Origin of the sequence: Anaeromassilibacillus senegalensis (assembly GCF_001261775.1) — a bacterium.
GTDB classification, from domain to species: Bacteria; Bacillota; Clostridia; order Oscillospirales; family Acutalibacteraceae; genus Anaeromassilibacillus; species Anaeromassilibacillus senegalensis.
Window position 1 is genome coordinate 563,376 of record NZ_LN868536.1, and the last position, 18,190, is coordinate 581,565.

14 protein-coding genes are annotated in these 18,190 nt (G+C 53.9%); 11 read left to right on the forward strand and 3 right to left on the reverse strand.

Annotated elements, in window-relative coordinates; translation table 11 throughout:
- Window positions 1-112 precede the first annotated feature (112 nt).
- The 10 genes from mraY (at window position 113) to htpG (ending at window position 12,712) form a co-directional block, all read left to right on the forward strand.
- The gene (mraY, locus tag BN2106_RS04815; protein ID WP_050697427.1) at window positions 113-1,123 is read left to right on the forward strand and encodes a phospho-N-acetylmuramoyl-pentapeptide-transferase; all 1,011 of its coding nucleotides are present in this window, start codon (window positions 113-115) and stop codon (window positions 1,121-1,123) included.
- Window positions 1,124-1,212: 89 nt separating this feature from the next.
- On the forward strand, window positions 1,213-2,445 hold the full coding sequence (locus BN2106_RS04820; RefSeq protein ID WP_082236364.1) for an FtsW/RodA/SpoVE family cell cycle protein: 1,233 nt from the start codon (window positions 1,213-1,215) through the stop codon (window positions 2,443-2,445).
- 43 nt (window positions 2,446-2,488) lie between these two features.
- Window positions 2,489-3,604, forward strand: a complete 1,116-nt coding sequence (murG, locus tag BN2106_RS04825; protein WP_050697428.1) for an undecaprenyldiphospho-muramoylpentapeptide beta-N-acetylglucosaminyltransferase — start codon at window positions 2,489-2,491, stop codon at window positions 3,602-3,604.
- 205 nt (window positions 3,605-3,809) lie between these two features.
- Entirely contained in the window at window positions 3,810-5,120 is a 1,311-nt protein-coding gene (gene murA / locus BN2106_RS04830; RefSeq protein ID WP_050697429.1) for a UDP-N-acetylglucosamine 1-carboxyvinyltransferase, read from the forward strand.
- Window positions 5,121-5,241: 121 nt separating this feature from the next.
- The gene (locus BN2106_RS04835) at window positions 5,242-6,261 is read left to right on the forward strand and encodes a cell division protein FtsQ/DivIB (RefSeq protein WP_050697430.1); all 1,020 of its coding nucleotides are present in this window, start codon (window positions 5,242-5,244) and stop codon (window positions 6,259-6,261) included.
- A 137-nt stretch (window positions 6,262-6,398) separates the two neighbouring features.
- Complete coding sequence (ftsZ, locus tag BN2106_RS04840; RefSeq protein WP_050697431.1) at window positions 6,399-7,535, forward strand: cell division protein FtsZ; 1,137 nt, start codon at window positions 6,399-6,401, stop codon at window positions 7,533-7,535.
- A 347-nt stretch (window positions 7,536-7,882) separates the two neighbouring features.
- Complete coding sequence (locus BN2106_RS04845) at window positions 7,883-8,806, forward strand: magnesium transporter CorA family protein (protein ID WP_050697432.1); 924 nt, start codon at window positions 7,883-7,885, stop codon at window positions 8,804-8,806.
- 57 nt (window positions 8,807-8,863) lie between these two features.
- Window positions 8,864-9,394, forward strand: coding sequence for a FumA C-terminus/TtdB family hydratase beta subunit (locus BN2106_RS04850; protein ID WP_050697433.1), 531 nt, complete (start codon window positions 8,864-8,866; stop codon window positions 9,392-9,394).
- Between the two features lie 31 nt (window positions 9,395-9,425).
- Window positions 9,426-10,610 carry a cation diffusion facilitator family transporter gene (locus BN2106_RS04855; protein ID WP_050697434.1) on the forward strand — a complete coding sequence of 395 codons (1,185 nt, stop codon included), beginning with the start codon at window positions 9,426-9,428 and terminating at the stop codon, window positions 10,608-10,610.
- Between the two features lie 221 nt (window positions 10,611-10,831).
- Complete coding sequence (gene htpG / locus BN2106_RS04860; protein ID WP_195891790.1) at window positions 10,832-12,712, forward strand: molecular chaperone HtpG; 1,881 nt, start codon at window positions 10,832-10,834, stop codon at window positions 12,710-12,712.
- A 127-nt stretch (window positions 12,713-12,839) separates the two neighbouring features.
- Here htpG and BN2106_RS04865 read toward each other — a convergent pair whose 3' ends face one another.
- From BN2106_RS04865 to BN2106_RS04875, 3 genes are read right to left on the reverse strand one after another with little or no spacing between them, the layout of a single operon-like run.
- The gene (locus tag BN2106_RS04865) at window positions 12,840-15,134 is read right to left on the reverse strand and encodes a transglutaminase TgpA family protein (protein WP_050697436.1); all 2,295 of its coding nucleotides are present in this window, start codon (window positions 15,132-15,134) and stop codon (window positions 12,840-12,842) included.
- Window positions 15,131-16,168 (reverse strand): DUF58 domain-containing protein, encoded by a 1,038-nt coding sequence (locus BN2106_RS04870; protein WP_050697437.1) that lies wholly within the window; start codon window positions 16,166-16,168, stop codon window positions 15,131-15,133. Before BN2106_RS04870 ends, BN2106_RS04865 begins: the two co-directional genes overlap by 4 nt.
- 8 nt (window positions 16,169-16,176) lie before the next feature.
- Window positions 16,177-17,106, reverse strand: a complete 930-nt coding sequence (locus BN2106_RS04875; protein ID WP_050697438.1) for an AAA family ATPase — start codon at window positions 17,104-17,106, stop codon at window positions 16,177-16,179.
- Window positions 17,107-17,497: 391 nt separating this feature from the next.
- On the opposite strand from BN2106_RS04875, the gene BN2106_RS04880 reads away from it, so the two are divergent.
- The gene (locus BN2106_RS04880) at window positions 17,498-18,190 is read left to right on the forward strand and encodes a CatB-related O-acetyltransferase (protein WP_050697439.1); all 693 of its coding nucleotides are present in this window, start codon (window positions 17,498-17,500) and stop codon (window positions 18,188-18,190) included.

Sequence of the window (18,190 nt, forward strand, 5' to 3'; positions counted from 1 at the left end):
GTGTGAAGGGCATGATGGAGTAACCGCATAGTATTCCTAAAATTATAGATTTAACAAAAACAGCAGGTTTCCACGCGGTGGGGCATGAATATCAGAAGAGGGGATTTTGCATATGGCGGACGGAATGTGGACACTCGCGGCGGCTGCGATTGCATTTGCAGTGACGGGACTTTTGGGAAAATGGATGGTTCCGTTTCTGCATAAGATCAATTTTGGGCAGACCATTCGAGAGGAAGGCCCCAAATGGCATCAGAAGAAGAGTGGAACGCCGACTATGGGCGGGTTCATGTTCATTGTTGGCATCTTTGTATCAGCGGCGCTCTGCCTGTACCTGTTTTATAAAAACAGCGGCCAGAACCCCACCGATATGAATTTGCATGTCAAACTGATCGGCGGCATGCTGATGGCGCTGGGATTTGGCGGCGTCGGTTTCCTCGACGATTACATCAAGGTTGTGAAAAAACGCAACCTGGGGCTTAACGAGCGCCAGAAGCTGATTCTGCAATTCCTTGTGGCCGGCGGATATCTCGCGTCGCTGTACCTGTCCGGCGCGTCCAGTGTCACGCTGATCCCGTTCTTCGGCGGTGTGGATTTGGGAATTGCCTATTGGGTTCTCGCACTTTTGGGAATTGTCGCAATGGTCAACGCGGTGAATTTTACGGACGGTATCGACGGCCTCAACGCTTCCGTAACATTTTTTGTTTCGCTGGCGTTCATGGTGATTGCCGGAATTGTCGGAATCAACGGCATGAGCATCTTGTCGGCTGCCTGTGCAGGCGGCTGCCTCGGCTTCTTGATCTGGAATTTCAACCCGGCCAAGGTTTTCATGGGCGACACGGGTTCCCTGTTTTTGGGAGGCATGGTGTGTGCGCTCGCCTTTGGGCTGAATATGCCGGTCCTGCTTCTGCCGGCTGGTATCATATATATTTGTGAAATCGCCTCCGTTGTGTTGCAGGTGACCTATTTCAAAGCGACACACGGCAAACGACTGTTTAAAATGAGCCCCATCCACCACCATTTTGAAATGTGCGGATGGAGCGAAGTGAAAATTTGCACCGTGTTCAGCATGGTGACGCTGTTGTTTGGCGCGCTTGGCGCGGCAGCCGTATGGTTTGGGCTATAACCGGCCTGATAAAGTGACATTTTTGGCGGGTAAATTGTGGTTAAATGAATGGGACCCCGCAAGATATGCGGCAGAAAGGAGGCGGTTTGATGGCGACAAGGGCGGATACCAAAAAGGGCGCCCCAGTGAGACGCCCTCCATCCGCGAGGAAAGAAGATACACAGGAGCTAACCCAGAGTTCGTCTCTGGTCAAGCGGATGCGCAAAAAATTTCGTCTGTTTTCTGTACGCGCCGGCATGGATCTGCCGTTCTTTTTCCTGGTATTGACGCTGTTGGTTATCGGCCTGGTCATGCTGTTTTCCGCCAGCTATGCCTACGCCTACTATTATTATGGGAACAGCTACTATTTCATCGCCCGTCAGGCGGGATTTGCGCTGGCTGGCGTTGCGGCGATGGTGGCGATCTCCTATTTTGACTATCATCACCTGCATAAATTGGCTGTTCCTATCCTTATGGTCACGTATCTGCTGCTGGTTCTGGTGTTGTTCCTGCCGGAGAGAAACGGTGTTAAACGGTGGATCGTCTTTGGCCCCGTCAATTTCCAGCCTTCAGAGATTGCAAAGTTTGCCCTTATTTTGATCTTTGCGCATCTGATCTCCATCAACTTTAAACGGATGGGGACTTTCCGATACGGTGTTCTGCCTTATCTGCTGATTCTGGGTTCCATCGCGGTTCTCGTTATTTTGGAAAAGCACGTTTCCGCCACGCTGATTTTGGTTATGCTGGCGGGCGTCATGCTCTTTATCGGGGGCATACAGTTGCGATGGTTTGGTATTGCGTTCAGCGCCTTGGGCGCTGCGGTGGCGTATATCGTCCTCTTCAGCGCGAAATTTGGCTATGCGAACGACCGCATCGCCGGCTGGCTGGATCCGTTTGGCACCACGGTAGATACCTGGCAGACCAGGCAGTCATTGATGTCCATCGGCTCGGGCGGTCTCCTGGGACTGGGCCTCGGCCAGTCGCGTCAAAAGTACCTGTATCTGCCGGAACCACAAAACGATTTTATCTTTGCGATTGTGTGTGAGGAACTGGGCTTTATCGGCGCGCTGCTGGTGATCATCCTGTTTGCCATGCTGGTCTGGCGCGGCATCACGGTATCCCTGAAGGCGAAGGATAAGTTCGGTATGCTGCTCGGCATCGGCCTGACCGTACAGGTGGGCCTGCAGGTGATCCTGAACATCGCTGTTGTGACGAATACGATTCCGAATACCGGAATCAGCTTGCCGTTCTTCAGCGCCGGAGGTACGTCGCTGATGATTTTATTGGCGGAAATGGGCGTTGTCCTGTCGATCTCACGAACGTCGATGATTGAGAAGACGTAGCGCGCCCGGCAGAGCGAAGTAAGCGATTAAAGGAGACAGCGGTATGAAAGTCTTGTTTGCCGGCGGCGGCACCGCCGGCCATATCAATCCCGCGCTGGCGATTGCCGGATATCTGCGGGAGCGTGAACCGGATACGGAAATTCTTTATGTAGGCGCAAAGGGCGGGATGGAAGAACGCCTCGTCCCAGCGGCGGGTTTTTCCTTTAAAAGTATTACGATTTCCGGATTTCAGCGCAAGCTGAGTTGGGCAAACGTCAAAAAAAATGCTCAAACTGTCGTGCGCATGTTTACCTCCAGCAGGGAGGCGCGCGGGATTATCCGGGAATTCCAGCCGGATATCTGCATCGGTACCGGCGGTTATGTCAGCGGTCCGGTCATCCGCGACGCGATCAAAATGGGCATTCCCTCGCTGATACATGAGCAGAACGCCTATCCGGGCGTGACCAATAAAACCCTGAGCAAGCACGCCAGCCGAACCATGCTGGCGGTGGCGGACGCGCAAAAGCATCTGGATCCGTCGGCGCACTGTGTACTGACCGGCAACCCTGTGCGGCAGGAGATCATCCGTACGCGCAGGGAGGAGGCTCGCCGGAAGCTGGGGCTGGATGAACGCCCGATGATTCTTTCCTTTGGCGGAAGCCTGGGGGCGCGTAAGATCAATGAAGCCGTCGCGGACCTGTTGGTTTGGAGCGCGCAGAAGGACAGGTTCCAGCATATACACGCCTACGGACAGTGGGGGACCTGGTTCCCGGACCTGTTAAAAGAAAAAGGACTGGACCTGGGCAAACATCCGCAGATGGATATTCGGGAATATATCAACGATATGCCGGACTGCCTGGCAGCGGCGGATTTGGTGATCTGCCGGGCGGGCGCCATCACGCTGAGCGAATTGCAGGCGCAGGGGCGCGCATCGATCCTGATCCCATCTCCCAATGTGGCGGAAAACCACCAATACCACAACGCCATGGCACTTGTCAACCGCAAAGCCGCCGCCATTTTGGAGGAAAAGGATTTGAGCGGTGAAACCCTGTGCAGGAAGGTGGAGGAGCTTTTTGCAAGCCCGTCCACGATCCCGCATCTGGCGGAGAATGCCAGGAAGATGGCAATTTTAAACGCCAATGAACGCATTTATCATATTATAAAAGAAGTATTGGCCTGATACCACCTGCAGCCGCATGCACAGGGTTTGCCCCATCCGCATAGTATGGTGCAAAATCAAGGAAACACTGATTTCATTGCAGCGCACGGCCTGCCGGCTCAAATCGGCGGGCGGCGGTGCGTTTTTTCCATTTTGCCGCAGAAGAATACGGCAACCGGTCAACCGCAGTCTGCTCAGTGTTCCCTAAGGTAAAAGGGGTGCGGCTATGTCGAAGCTATTGATTCAGGGACCAGGCCGATTGGAAGGAGAGTTGCGCGTCCACGGGGCGAAAAACAGCACACTGCCGCTGATGGCGGCGGCTCTGCTTTGCGGCAGTGAATGTATCCTACATAACTGTCCGGATCTGTCGGATGTAGATACCTCGGTGCGGATTCTGCGCCACTTGGGCTGCAGGACGGAACGCTCCGGTTCAGATGTACTGGTGGACCCGCGCGGCGCGGCGCATTGGGACATTCCGGAGACGCTGATGCGGGAGATGCGCTCTTCCATCGTGTTTTTGGGCGCAATCGTTTCTAAAATGGGAAAAGCAACGTTGTCTTTTCCCGGCGGATGTGAATTGGGTCCCCGCCCGATCGACCTGCATCTTTCCGCATTGCGGAAGCTGGGCGTTTCCATTCAGGAGGACCACGGATGCCTGCGGTGCAGTGCTGAGCAGGGATTGAAGGGAACAAATATCGCGTTTTCATTTCCCAGCGTGGGTGCAACGGAAAACGTGTTGCTTGCCGCCTGCTGTGCGAAGGGGACCACGGTTATTACAAATGCGGCAAGAGAGCCGGAGATTTGTGATCTGGCTGACTTCCTGAATGCCTGCGGCGGTAAAATTTGCGGCGCGGGCGACAGTACCATTGTTGTGGAAGGCGTCAAGAAACTGGACGGGTGTGAGCACAGGGTCATTCCGGACCGCATCGCCGCGGCAACGTATCTGGCGGCGGCGGCGGTTACCGGAAGCACGCTGACGCTGACGCATGTACTGCCCGCACATATGGCGCCGGTACTGCCGGTGTTTGAGGAAACCGGCTGCCAAATTGACGTGGATGGAGAAACCATGCGCATTGTGGCGCCAAAACGGCTGAGCCGCATGAAAAACGTGCGCACGATGCCGTATCCGGGTTTTCCAACGGACGCACAGGCGCCGGTGATGACGATGGCGGCCGTTGCGGAGGGCACCAGCATTTTTGTGGAGAACATCTTTGAGAGCCGTTACAAGCACGTGGGCGAGCTGCTTCGCCTGGGAGCCAACATCAAAGTAGAAGGCCGTGTGGCGGTCGTGGAGGGCGTTCAGCGCTTTTCCGGTGCGCCGGTAGAGGCGGCGGACCTACGCGGCGGCGCGGCGCTTGTGGTGGCGGGACTCGCAGCGCAGGGGGAAACCCTTGTGAGCGGCGTCAAACATATTGACCGCGGTTATGAGAGTATCGAAAAGAGCCTGCGCAGCCTGGGGGCACGCGTCATCCGCATCCCGGAGGAGCCTGCCGGAAAAGTACCGATCTGCCGGGCCGCGGTATATCAGGAAGGATAACAACTGAGGAAGGAAGTGAAACAGCATGGGGACAACGCAGAACCGCGGGCGCGCAGGACCGCCGAACCGGAGGCCGCCGCAACAGCCTCCGCGCCGCAACTGAGGAAGGAAGTGAAACAGCATGGGGACAACGCAGAACCGCGGGCGCGCAGGACCGCCGAACCGGAGGCCGCCGCAACAGCCTCCGCGCCGGCCGGAACCGGAGCCGCAGAAGCGCCGGAAACGGGTGGCAGAGGGGACCGCACAGCGTGCGGAGCAGCGACGACGGCGAAAGCGCAGGCGGCTGATCCTGTTTTACATCGTGATGTTTCTGGTGGTTGTCATCGGTGCTGTTACACTTTCCCTGACGGTACTGTTTAAAATAGATACCATACAGGTGACTGGCACTTCCCGCTATACCGCGCAGGAAATTGTCAACACGGCGGGCATTCCAAAGGGTGAAAACCTTTTTTTGGCGAAGACGAAGGAAGCCGGAACCGCGATTGAGAAAAAGCTGCCTTACATAAAAACGGCAAAGGTGTCCCGGCGGTTTCCGGCGAAAATCGTGATCGACGTTGTAGAAGACACTGTTTCCGGCGTCATTGTATATGAGGACCGGTATGCGGTGCTGGGGGAAAACGGCAAGGTGCTGGATTTTCCGGAAGTCATTCCGGAAGGGGTTCCGGTAATTAAGGGCCTGATGCTCTCTAAAGTAGAACTGGGTGAGCCGATTGCCTTTCAGGAAAACGACACGGAAAGCGAAGCGTCGGAGGAAGCTTCTTCGTCCGCGCTGCAAGCCGCGGGTGCGGAAGAGAAGTCAGAAGAGGCTGCAAGCGAAGAACCGGTGCAGCAGCGCAACCAGGAGACCTATGAAACCCTGATGCAGGCGATAACGGATAATGGGTTGGATAAAATTTCAGAAATCGACCTGACTGATCCGTATAATTTAAAAATTCTGTATGATAACCGGATTACCATGGTGCTGGGACTTCCCACGGACCTGGACTATAAAATCCATTACGCAAAGGGCATCCTGGATGAGGGCGGCATTCAGGAAAATGAGCGCGGCGTGCTGAACCTGGCCGACGCCGTGAATAATAAAGTGCCGTTTGCGCCGGACTATACCGGTGGAACAACGGAGAGCGAGGCTCCTTCCGGTTAAAAACAGTCCAATCCGCCAAAAGTTGGAGCCGCAAGCAAATACTTGTTGAAATTATTTCGTAAAAGTGTTAAATTAGTACTATGCATAGGCAACGGTTGCCGGTATAAATAAAAGGACGTTTAAGGGGGACGCAGCACATGCCTTTTGAGATTGATAATGACTTTGACAATATTGTTCAGATAAAAGTGATCGGTGTTGGCGGCGGCGGCGGAAACGCGGTCGACCGCATGGTAACCATGGGTGTACAGGGCGTAGAGTTTATTTCCGTCAATACGGATAAGCAGGCGCTTTACCGCTCCAAGGCGACGCAGAAAATCCAGATCGGCGAGAAGGTCACGCACGGAAAAGGCGCGGGATCGAAGCCGGAAATGGGCCAGAAGGCGGGCGAAGAGAGCCGTGAAGCGATTGCGACGGCAATCCGCGGCAGCGATATGGTCTTTATCACCGCGGGCATGGGCGGCGGCACCGGTACGGGCGCAGCGCCGATCGTGGCGGAGGTAGCCCGTGACATGGGCGTCCTGACAGTAGGCATTGTGACAAAACCCTTTGCGTTTGAAGGCAGGCGGCGTATGGAGCAGGCCGAAAACGGCATTTCCGCCCTGCGTGAGCATGTGGATTCCCTGGTTGTGATCCCCAACGAGCGTCTGAAGCTGGTCAGCGAGCAGCGCATTACGCTGGTCAACGCGTTCTCCATTGCGGACGACGTGCTGCGCCAGGGCGTACAGAGTATCTCCGACTTGATTAAGCTGCCTGGACTGGTCAACCTGGACTTTGCCGATGTGACCGCGATCATGAAGGACGCGGGTTATGCGCACATGGGCGTTGGCAGAGCCTCCGGCAAGGACAAAGCGGAGCAGGCCGCCAATATGGCGATTTCCAGCCCGCTGCTCGAAACGGCGATTAACGGTGCAAAGGGTGTTATCGTAAATATCACCTCTTCTCCGGATATCGGACTTGACGAAATCGAGACGGCCTCCGCGATGATCGCTTCTCAGGCACATGAGGATGCGAACATCATCTGGGGCGCCGCGTTTGATGAAAATATGGATGACGAAATGAGCGTCACGGTGATTGCCACCGGTTTTGCCACGCACGACGGCAGTGATCAGCCGGCCAGGGAGGAGCGCAGGAGCAGTTCCGCACAGAGCGCTTATTCTCACAGCAGCGCGCCGGCGCGTGAATCCAGAGAAAGCGCTTCCCGTGCACAAAGTTCTCCCTCTTTGGACGACGACGATACATTTACCGATATTATGTCGATTTTTAACAGAAAATAACATACAACACAACCTGGAAAGGGCCCGGTTCTGCCGGGCCTTTTCTGCATGTTTTTTTCATTTGATACGGGTGCAAAAAGGCGATGTAAGGCGAATTTAGCCCGTGTAGGGCACTGCGGAGCAAATTGACTGGAATATAACACGAAAATATAAGCCGCACTCTTGTAATCTCCCGTTTCTGTGCTATAATAACCAGTGTAATACAAAATCAGCCTGTGCGCAGTTGTCTGGCACAGGCCATTTATTTGACAGTCCGCCATGTGAAGCGGACAGAGGAGGTGGCATTGTGAAACCGGACCCTTTATGCAGTGGGGACAAACGAAACAATCATAAGGGAGATGAAAGCAATGCTGTCTTATTACAAAACCATAGACGGCCAAATGACCCATCTGGAAGCCTGTGAGCCTGGGTGCTGGATCAATTGTATAGCGCCCACGGACGCGGAGATCAACGGAATGATCGCGGACTTCAAGGTGGAGCCGGATTTCTTCCGCGCCGCGATGGACGAGGAGGAATCCTCCCATATTGACAGCGAGGACGACAGCACGTTAATCATCATTGACATGCCGGTTGCGGAAAAGACGGGCGGTAACATCACATACACCACAACGCCGCTGGGCATCATCATTACGGAGAAAAACGTGATCACTGTTGCCACCAAGAATAACCCCGTGCTGGACGAGTTCACCGACAACGTGGTCCGCGGGGTGCAGACCAACCTGAAGACGCGTTTTATCCTGCATTTAATGCTGCGGATCGCCACGCGCTACTTGCAGTACCTGAAGCAGATTGATAAAATCAGCAGCCATGTGGAACGCGAGCTGCGGAAGTCCATGAAGAACTCCGAGCTGATTCAGCTGTTGGATATTGAGAAATCATTGGTGTATTTTTCCTCTTCCCTGAAGGGCAGTGAGATCACCATTGAAAAGATTATGCGCGGGCGTGTGGTCAAGCTCTACGAGGAGGACCAGGACCTGCTGGAAGATGTGCTGATCGAGGTGCGCCAGGCCATTGAGATGTCCAGTATTTATCTGAACATCCTCTCCGGCACAATGGATGCGTTTGCGTCCGTGATCAGCAACAACCTGAATATTGTGATGAAGGTTTTGGCTTCTATCACGCTGCTGATTTCCATTCCGACGGTCATTTCGAGTTTTTATGGAATGAATGTGGACGGGCTGCCTTTGCCGTATTTTTGGTTCCCGCTGGTATTGGCGGTCGTCAGTATGGGCGTCGCGTATTTTATCCTGCGGAAGAAGGATATGTTTTAAACAGGTAAAAGGGGAACTGCGACGGCAGCTCCCTTTCTTTATGGAGGGAAAAAGAGTATGGAACGCATTCGGATTCACACGAGCGAACTGCCTGTAAAGGCGAAAGACCTGCGTGCCGGAGATCAGATTTTATTGAGCGGCACCATTTACACCGCGCGCGACGCGGCGCATAAGCGGATTTGCGCCCTGCTGGATGAGGGAAAGGAACCGCCGTTTCCACTGGAAGGCGCTTCGGTCTATTACGCGGGGCCGACACCCGCGCCGGAGGGGCTTCCCATCGGCTCCTGCGGGCCGACGACCTCTTCGCGGATGGATGTCTTTGCGCCGCGTCTGCTAGACCTGGGATTGAAGTGTATGATCGGCAAAGGGAACCGCGCCCCAGCGGTTGCAGAAGCCATTCAGCGCAATGGGGCGGTGTACCTGTGCGCCATCGGCGGAGCGGGCGCGCTGGCTGCGAAATGTGTGCGCTCCCTCAGGGTCATCGCATTTGAAGACCTCGGCTGTGAATCGGTCAAGGAGCTGCAAATTGAGGACTTTCCCCTGTTTGTGGCGATTGATGCCACGGGAGGCAGCCTCTTTGCAAAATAAGCCGGGATAGCAATGGAATGGGAGGGATCATATGACGAACCTGTTGGTGCGTCTTTTTATCAAGGACTATCAGAATGTAAAGGACAGCCGGGTGCGGGAGCAGTACGGGAAGTTTGCGGGGGTTGTTGGGATCGTGACCAACCTGCTGCTGTCCGTGATCAAGGCGCTTGCGGGCTTTTTGTTCCACAGCGTGGCCATTCTTGCGGACGCGGTGAACAACCTGTCCGATTCCGCTTCGTCCATTGTGACGCTGGTGGGATTTAAACTGTCCGCCAAGCCGGCCGACAAAGAGCATCCGTACGGGCATGCGCGCATTGAATACATCAGCGGGCTGATCGTGTCCCTGGTCATCCTGCTGCTGGGCTTCCAGCTGGTGCAGTCCTCGATAGGAAAGATTTTGCAGCCGGAGGAAACGGAAATCAGCCTGTTGGCGGTCGCTGTTTTGGTGGTTTCCATGCTGATCAAGCTCTGGCAGTTTTTCTTTTACCGGAAGCTTGGCAGGCGGATTGCCTCCACTACGCTGGAAGCGACGGCTGCCGACAGCCGCAACGATGTAATCAGCACGGGAGCAATCCTGATTGGCATGGGGATTACCAGGCTGACAGGGTATAATCTGGACGGCTGGATGGGTCTGGTGGTGGCGATCCTCGTCATCGTCGGCGGAGTCAAGCTGATTATGGAAACCAGCGATCCACTGCTGGGCATTGCACCGTCCAAGGAGCTGGTGGACGGCGTTTATCAGAAGATACTGAGCTACAAAGGCGTTCTGGGACTGCATGACCTGAGTGTACACAACTACGGGCCGGGCCGGTGTTTTGCCTCTGTGCATTGCGAAGTGCCGGCGGAACAGGACGTCATGGTCAGCCACGATATTATAGACAACATTGAGCGCGACTTTTTGCAGGATATGAACATCCATCTGGTGATCCATATGGACCCGGTCGTCACGGACGACGAACGCACCAATACGCTGAAGCAGCAGGTGGTGCAGAAGCTGCGGACGCTTTCCACAGAGATCGATATGCACGATTTCCGCGTGGTGTGGGGGAATACCCATACCAATCTGATTTTCGACGTGTGCGTGCCGTTCGGCTTCCAGTGGAGCGACAGCGAGCTTTTGCAGCGCGTGGAGGAAACAATAAAAGAGCTGGATTCGCACTATTTTACGGTTGTTACCGTAGATCACGATTATGTTCCGCATTTTGTGGAAAAATAGAATTCCGAACTCCCGCGCAGGCATGGAAATTGTCGTCTGCGTGGGATTTTTTTCGTATTTCCCGGGAAACAGGAAATACGCGCCAGCAGCTCGCCTGTAAGCACCTTGACGTGTTCATAATTTGTTCATTGCATTTTTGAAAAGAATGTACTACAATAGTTTTAGCACTTGATCTAATTGAGTGCTAAAACTAAAGATATAAGAGGTTGATTGCAGTGGCAATGAAACAGTTTAAGGCAGAATCCAAACGTCTTTTGGACCTGATGATCAATTCCATTTACACCCATCGGGAGATCTTTCTCCGTGAGCTGATCTCCAATGCAAGCGACGCCATCGACAAGCTGTACTATCGTGCGCTGACCGACGGCGACACCGGCCTTTCCCGCGACGACTTTGCGATTGACATTGCACTGGACAAGGACGCGCGCACGCTCACAATTGCCGACAATGGCTGCGGCATGACGAAGGAAGAGCTGGAAAATAATCTGGGCACCATCGCGAAGAGCGGCTCTTTGAATTTTAAGAAAGACAACGAGCAGAAAGAGGATATCGAGATTATCGGCCAGTTTGGCGTCGGTTTCTATTCCGCGTTTATGGTCAGCGAACAGGTGACCGTTTACAGCCGTGCATACGGAAGCGACGAGGCCTGGAAATGGTCCAGTAAGGGTGCAGAAGGCTATACGATGGAACCGTGTGAAATGGAAGGCCATGGTTCTAAAATTGTGCTGGATATCAAACCCAACACCGATGAAAACAACTACGACGAATTCCTGGAGACTTACACCATCAAGAACCTGGTGAAAAAATATTCCGACTATATCCGCTATCCCATCCGTATGGACGTGGAAAAGAGCCGCATGAAGGAAGGCACGGAGGAAAAGCCGGAATACGAATCCTACACAGAGAATGAAACGTTGAACAGCATGGTGCCGCTGTGGCGCAAGAATAAAAATGAGATTACAGAAGAGGAATACGACCGCTTCTATCAGGAAAAGTTCTTTGACTTTGAAAAGCCCGCAAAGATCATCCACAGCAGCACAGAGGGCACCGCGACCTATAATGCGCTGCTCTTTATCCCCGGCAGGGCGCCTTACGACTACTATACCCGCGACTATGAAAAGGGCTTGCAGCTGTATTCCAACGGCGTGCTGATTATGGAAAAGTGCCCGGATTTGCTGCCTGACTATTTCAGCTTTGTCAAGGGCCTGGTGGATTCGCAGGATCTCTCTTTGAATATCTCCCGCGAAATGCTGCAGCATGACCGTCAGCTGAAGATCATTGCTTCCCGTTTGGAAAAGAAGATTAAATCCGAGCTGGAAAGTATGCTGCTCAACGAACGTGAAAAATACGAAGAGTTCTTTAAGAACTTCGGCTTGCAGTTGAAGTATGGCGCAAATGCCGATTACGGTGCGCATAAGGATGTTTTGAAGGATCTGCTGCTGTTCTATTCCTCCAGTGAAAAGAAGCTGGTGACGCTCAAGGAATACGTGGAACGCATGAAGGAGGACCAGAAGTATATCTATTATGCCTGCGGCCAGACTGTAGATAAGATCGAACTGCTGCCGCAGACGGAGGCACTCAAGGAAAAAGGCTTTGAAATCCTTTATCTGACCGACGATGTGGATGAATTTGCCCTGCGCATGATGATGCAGTATGACGATAAGGCGTTTAAATCCGTTTCTGCGGATGATCTGGACCTGGAGACGGAAGAGGAGAAGCAGGAAGCCGCCAAGAAGGTAGAGGAAAACAAGGACCTGCTGGGCGCCATGAAAGAGGCGCTTGACGGCAAGGTCAAGCAGGTGATCCTCTCCCAGAAGCTGAAGACCCATCCGGTGTGCATGTCCTCCGAAGGTGCGATTTCCATTGAGATGGAAAAGGTCCTCAACTCCATGCCGAGCGGCGAAAAAGTGCAGGCACAGCGCGTTTTGGAGATCAATGCCAATCACCCGATCTTTACAAAACTGCAAGACCTGTATGCGAATGATCCGGACAAGCTGAAGGAATACGCTGCCCTGCTGTATGACCAGGCGCTGTTGATCGAAGGCGTTTCCATCGAGGATCCGGTGGCGTTCTCCAACCGTGTTTGCAATTTGATGGTGTAATGGAGTTTGTTGTGAAACGCCATACGCAAACAGAACCATCGTAAAACGAAAAAAGCGTTCCTGACCGGCTGAGACAGCTGTCAGGAACGCTTTTTTTTAAAAGGCTGTTTGGAAATACGCCCTATGCTCAGATCAGACATTTCCAGAATTTAAAAAGCAGCTTTTGCAAGGCGTTTAGCCCTTCGTAAGCACGCCGCCCAGCGGTATCGGAAACGTTTTGCAGATAACCGATTTCATCATCAGAAAGCCTGTGCGGGCTGAATTTTGCTTTGAGCGCCAATTCCTCCGCGCGCTTGTCCATTGGCTCGCCAAAATCGGTCAATTGTGTCAGATACTGGTACAGATACAGCGCGCGCCGGTTGACATCGGGCGCCGTAAAGCCCTTTTTTCGACGCCACAGGAGGAAGGCACGCCGCAGAAGCAGCAGAAGAATGCATCCGCCGGCGATAACGATGGGCAGGAGCACAGGCGCTGCCGTATGAAAGGAGCTGCCCTCTGTAACCTCCGGCAAAGAAGAATATGGTTCGCTTTCTAGTGAGCTGGAATTTTCCGTCTCATGTTCCGGTTCGCTGCTGGCTTCCGGTTCGCTCTCCGCTTCGCTTTCCGGCTCGCTGCTGGGCGTGCTTTCCAGCGTGTTGTCCGGCTCGTTCATCTGTCCGGCGGAAAGGTGAACGCCGGGAGTGGCTTCCACCGGCTGCCAGCCGAGACCGGGCGTATAGACCTCTGCCCATGCGTGGGAGCGCCGGTCCGGAATATCGGCCCAGCCGTCCACGCCGTAGTCGGCTGCCGTGACGGCGTATCCCTCAGCATAGCGGGCCGGAATCCCCTGTGCGCGCAGCATGGCGACGGCGGAGCTGGCAAAATGGACGCAATACCCCTTGTGGTTTTCAAATAGAAAATAGTCGACAAAGTCGCGTCCCACCGGGGTCGTGCCGGGGGAAAGCGTGTATGTGCCGCTGGAGCGGACATACTCCACAACGGCGTTTACCACCTCCGATTGGGTGGCGCTTTGTGCATTGGGAATGCCGACCTGCTCGCACAGCCAACGCAGCTTCATTTTGATTTCCTGCGGCAGCTGTGTGTAATGGGTGTTGGCAAATGACCGGTACGCCTGCTCGGAGACCGTGAACGGAGCGTCCGATTCCAGTGAGACGGAACGGGAATAGCCCGGCACATTCCAGGCCTGCAGGCTGTAGTTCCTGGAACCGAACAGGGAACTGGATTGAATATAAGAATCGTTTACAAATGCGCCGCCGGAGAGTTCCTCTGGCCGGGTCGCAAGTCCATAGGGGGCGAAGATACATTTTTTGTTTGCGCCTATGTTTTCGATCTCCACTTCCATAAAGAGCGCTTCCCGCTCCTCCGGCTGTGCATAGAGGGAGAAAAACTGTCCCGCCATGTTCTGCGGGTTGAAATAGAGCGCCTGCTCTAACTCTTCATAAGCGGAGTCGGGGAGAGGTTCCCAACTGGTTCCGGTATAGACGCTGCTGGAAAACGCATGCAGATAGATCGGTGTTTTTTGTGGGTTCCTGACCCGTAAAACAGTTTTCCCGGTGTATTGCAGGTTGCCGGACCGGCTCAGGCTTGTACGTCCCAGTTCCGAATCTGCCGAACCGGGGTTTAACAGCGGAGATTGATAAATGCCGGCTTCCAATTCCGTGCGCAGCGATTCAATCGAAGGCGGACGTACATAGTCCTCCTGCGGGACAAAAACGTTCAGAAGCAGAAGACTGAGGATGACGGCGGGCAGGGCCAATAGAGACACTTTTCCGGCTGCGGCGGTGCGCCCAAAGGAACTGTTGGCGGACAACCGGCTCAGCAGCAGTGTGGCCCAGAAGGCCAGCAGCATGAGGACGGACGGCCAGGCGGGCATGATGGTAAAGCCGAGCGGAACCAGCAGGAATGGGGCCGTCCCCGCAAGGGAAAGCCAGAAGCTGTGCCTGCGCCGAATCGCCCAGCTCAGGAAACAAGAAAGAAAAAACAGTAGGAAGATCAAAAAGATGGTGCAGGCTTCCTCATAGTCGCCCCGCGGTAGGTCGACCCGGTACAGCGGAAATATAAACCGGGAATGTGAACCGAGCTCCGACATGATGCGGTTGGTCGTGATGATAAATCCCTGCAAAAAGTATGTGCGGAGCCAGTAGGCTGTACCACAGTAGACCGCCGCCAGCAAGAGTAAAACGGGCAGGATGAAGCGCTTCATGGAGAATATGCCGATGAACATGCCTGCAAACAACACGATACTGGCAGTCAGAATCAGGCGGTCGGCGGGCAGGGAAAACGCGGTCACAAAGCACTGCGCCACGCCAAATAAGCCCAGCAGCAGCAAAAGGACGTCGGCAAGAAGGACTGAAAGTGTATTGCGGGAGGCAGGTTTCCAAACAGGCTTGTCTATTTGGAGCCCCTGCTGCAAATTTGTCATATCGCTCCCTCCCAAACCGTGCTGTCAGAGAGGTCCTCGATGCGCTGCGGCGTTACATAAAACAAATAGGGAACGTCCTTTGCCTCCCCCAACCGCTGCCGGCATTCCGGTGCGGGAATGCCGGCAGTGGGGGCGGGTTTATCCAGCACGATATTCATGAGAGACAGGAAATCATCCGGAGATGCGATGGGCCAGCTCCGCAGCGCAATTTCATCCGCGTCGTACCACATGATCTCGTGCGGCATCTGGTTGTCCAGCAGATAATAGCAGAGGGAACTGAGATGGTCCAACGTGCGGTCCAGGTCCTCCGTTGTTCCAAACAGGTCGAAAAGAACCAGCACGGCGTTGCTGATGGGCAGGCTAAATTCTTTCACCATCAGCTCATCCATGCGGGAGGAGAGTTTCCAGTGGACGCTCCGCATAAGGTCGCCTTCCCGGTAAGGGCGGATATCAAAGATTTCCGATGGGTCACTGCCCGGCCGGTTGGAAGAAAAAAGCTCGCTTTCCGGATCGGGCGCGGGTGCGGCCTGCAGAGGAAGCTCCAACGCTTCTGCATCCGGAAGGATAAACAGGCTGATTCCCTCCGGACGCTTGTGGCGGCAGGAAAACAGTCCCATGAAATCATAGCAGCGGATTTCGTCCAATTGCATGCTGAGTTTACCGCAGTGCAGGGCGACGGCGCGGCGTTCCACCCTCTGAACACCGTGCGGGCCGGGAAGAAAAAGCGTTTCCGCGTATTTTTCTCCACTGAACAGGTTTTGATAGCGCATGCGCAGACGGACGCGCGCGGCCGGCAGATGCGACCGGTTCTGTATTTGCAGGTATACAGGAAACGGCTTGCCGCGGGATGCGGCGGCAGGGGCCTGCAAAACGGCGCGCACACAGCACATGCCCGGCAGGCTCAGAGCGAGCGATAAAATCGGGAGCAGCAACGCGAACAAAAGGATGTAATAGGAAAGATACCCATTAAAAAAGATGTAAAAGAGCACGGCGCCCACCAGCGCAAACAAGTAGGTCAAACGGCATTTCAGCATGGCTCACCTCATTTGACGGCAGGCGCGGGAACCTGATTCATGATCTTCTCCAGCAGTGCATCCACAGATAAATTGCCCATCTTGGCCTGCGGGCTGAGAACGATACGGTGTGCGATGACGTCCGCAAAGATCAGCTGGATGTCGCGCGGAATGACATAGTCGCGCCCGCTCAAATAGGCGGAGGCCTGTGCCATCCGCGTGACGGCGATGGAACCGCGCGGGCTGGCCCCCAGCCGGATCATCGGGTCCTTACGCGTGGCGGCGGTCAGCCGGGCAATGTATTCATAGAGGCTGTCCGCCAGAAAGACCTGGTTGACCTCCTGCTGCATGGTCAGAATATTTTGGCTGTTTGCCACCTGCTGGACATTTTCCAGCGGATCACCGCCCTGTTTGCGCCGCAGAATTTCCACTTCGTCCTTTAATTTGGGATAACCCATCGTCAGGCAGACCATAAAGCGGTCCATTTGGGATTCCGGCAGCAGCTGCGTACCGGCGGACCCGACGGGATTCTGCGTGGCAATTACGGTAAACGGCTTTGGGGTCTCACGCGTAATGCCGTCCACCGTGATGCGCCCTTCTTCCATGACCTCCAGCAGCGCCGCCTGCGTTTTGCTGGAGGTGCGGTTGATCTCATCCGCGAGGTACAGGTTGCAGAGCGCGGCGCCGGGCTTGTAGTCCAGCTTGCCGGTGGCTTTGTTGTAGACGGAGAAACCGGTCACGTCCGTTGGCATGACATCCGGCGTGAACTGTGTCCGGCGGTAATCCAGTGCCATCGCCTTGGAAAAGGCGAGCGCCATCGTCGTTTTGCCCACGCCGGGGATATCTTCCAGCAAAATGTGTCCCTGCGCTAAAATGGCCATCAGTGTTTTGGTAATGACCGCATCTTTGCCAACCACGGCCTTTTTGACTTCGTGTATAATTTCTAAAGCGTGTTGCATGTATGTTCTCCCTTTATCATTCGGTGTGTCGTTCTTCTGGAAAAAGTATTTCTCTGTATCTGGATCAATAATCTATTTTATTATAAAAAAAGCCAGACTGTATTGCAACCGATGCGGGCAATCGTTTATAAAACATTCAAATTTATGGAAGGCTTCCGTGTGCTGTAAATGAACCTTTTCCCAACCGGATGGTTTGACATTTACACTGGTTGATACTAGAATTATAAAGAAACAACCGCTGTGTGTTCCGAATCGCGGACAAACGATGAATCAGCCATAGAAAATGGGGGAGAGCGGATCATGAAAAAGATACGTCAGAAAAGGGCGGTAGCCACGGAGTTAAAAAATATGTTTGGAGGTGGTGAAAATTAAGATAGAATAGGAGATTTTTATGAATAGCATTCCAAATCCCAACGAGGTTTTTCCAAACGAATATCGAACATCCTGCTTCTTGAAAAATGTAATTACAGCGCCCAATATTTTTGTGGGGGATTACACCTATTACGACGATCCGGTTGATCCAACCGCGTTTGAGCGCAACAATGTATTATTTAACTGGCCGGAGTTTGGAGATTGCCTGCGTATTGGCAAGTTCTGTGCAATCGCCAGCGGTGTCCGATTTATCATGGGAAGCGCCAATCACCGGATCAGCAGTATCAGCACCTACCCGTTTCATGTCTTTGGCGGCGCTTGGGCGGAGAACACCCCGCCGCATCTGTCCCAGCTCCCTTTTAAAGGGGATACAGTTGTTGGCAACGATGTGTGGATTGGGCGGGAAAGCGTCATCATGCCCGGTGTGAAGATTGGGAATGGAGCGATCATCGCCGCATATTCCGTGGTGGCAAAGGATGTGGACCCGTATACCGTTGTGGGCGGCAATCCGGCCAGACCGATAAAAAAGCGTTTTGACGAAGAATTGATTTCGTTGCTGCTGGCGCTCCGGTGGTGGGACTTTACACCGGAAAAGCTGACAAATTTTCTGCCGGTTCTTTGTGACGACAATTTAGAGGTGGTGCGGGGAAAGCTGAAGCAGATGTTAAAACATAGAGAAATATCAAATGAATCAAAAGCCGGGAGGCGTTAA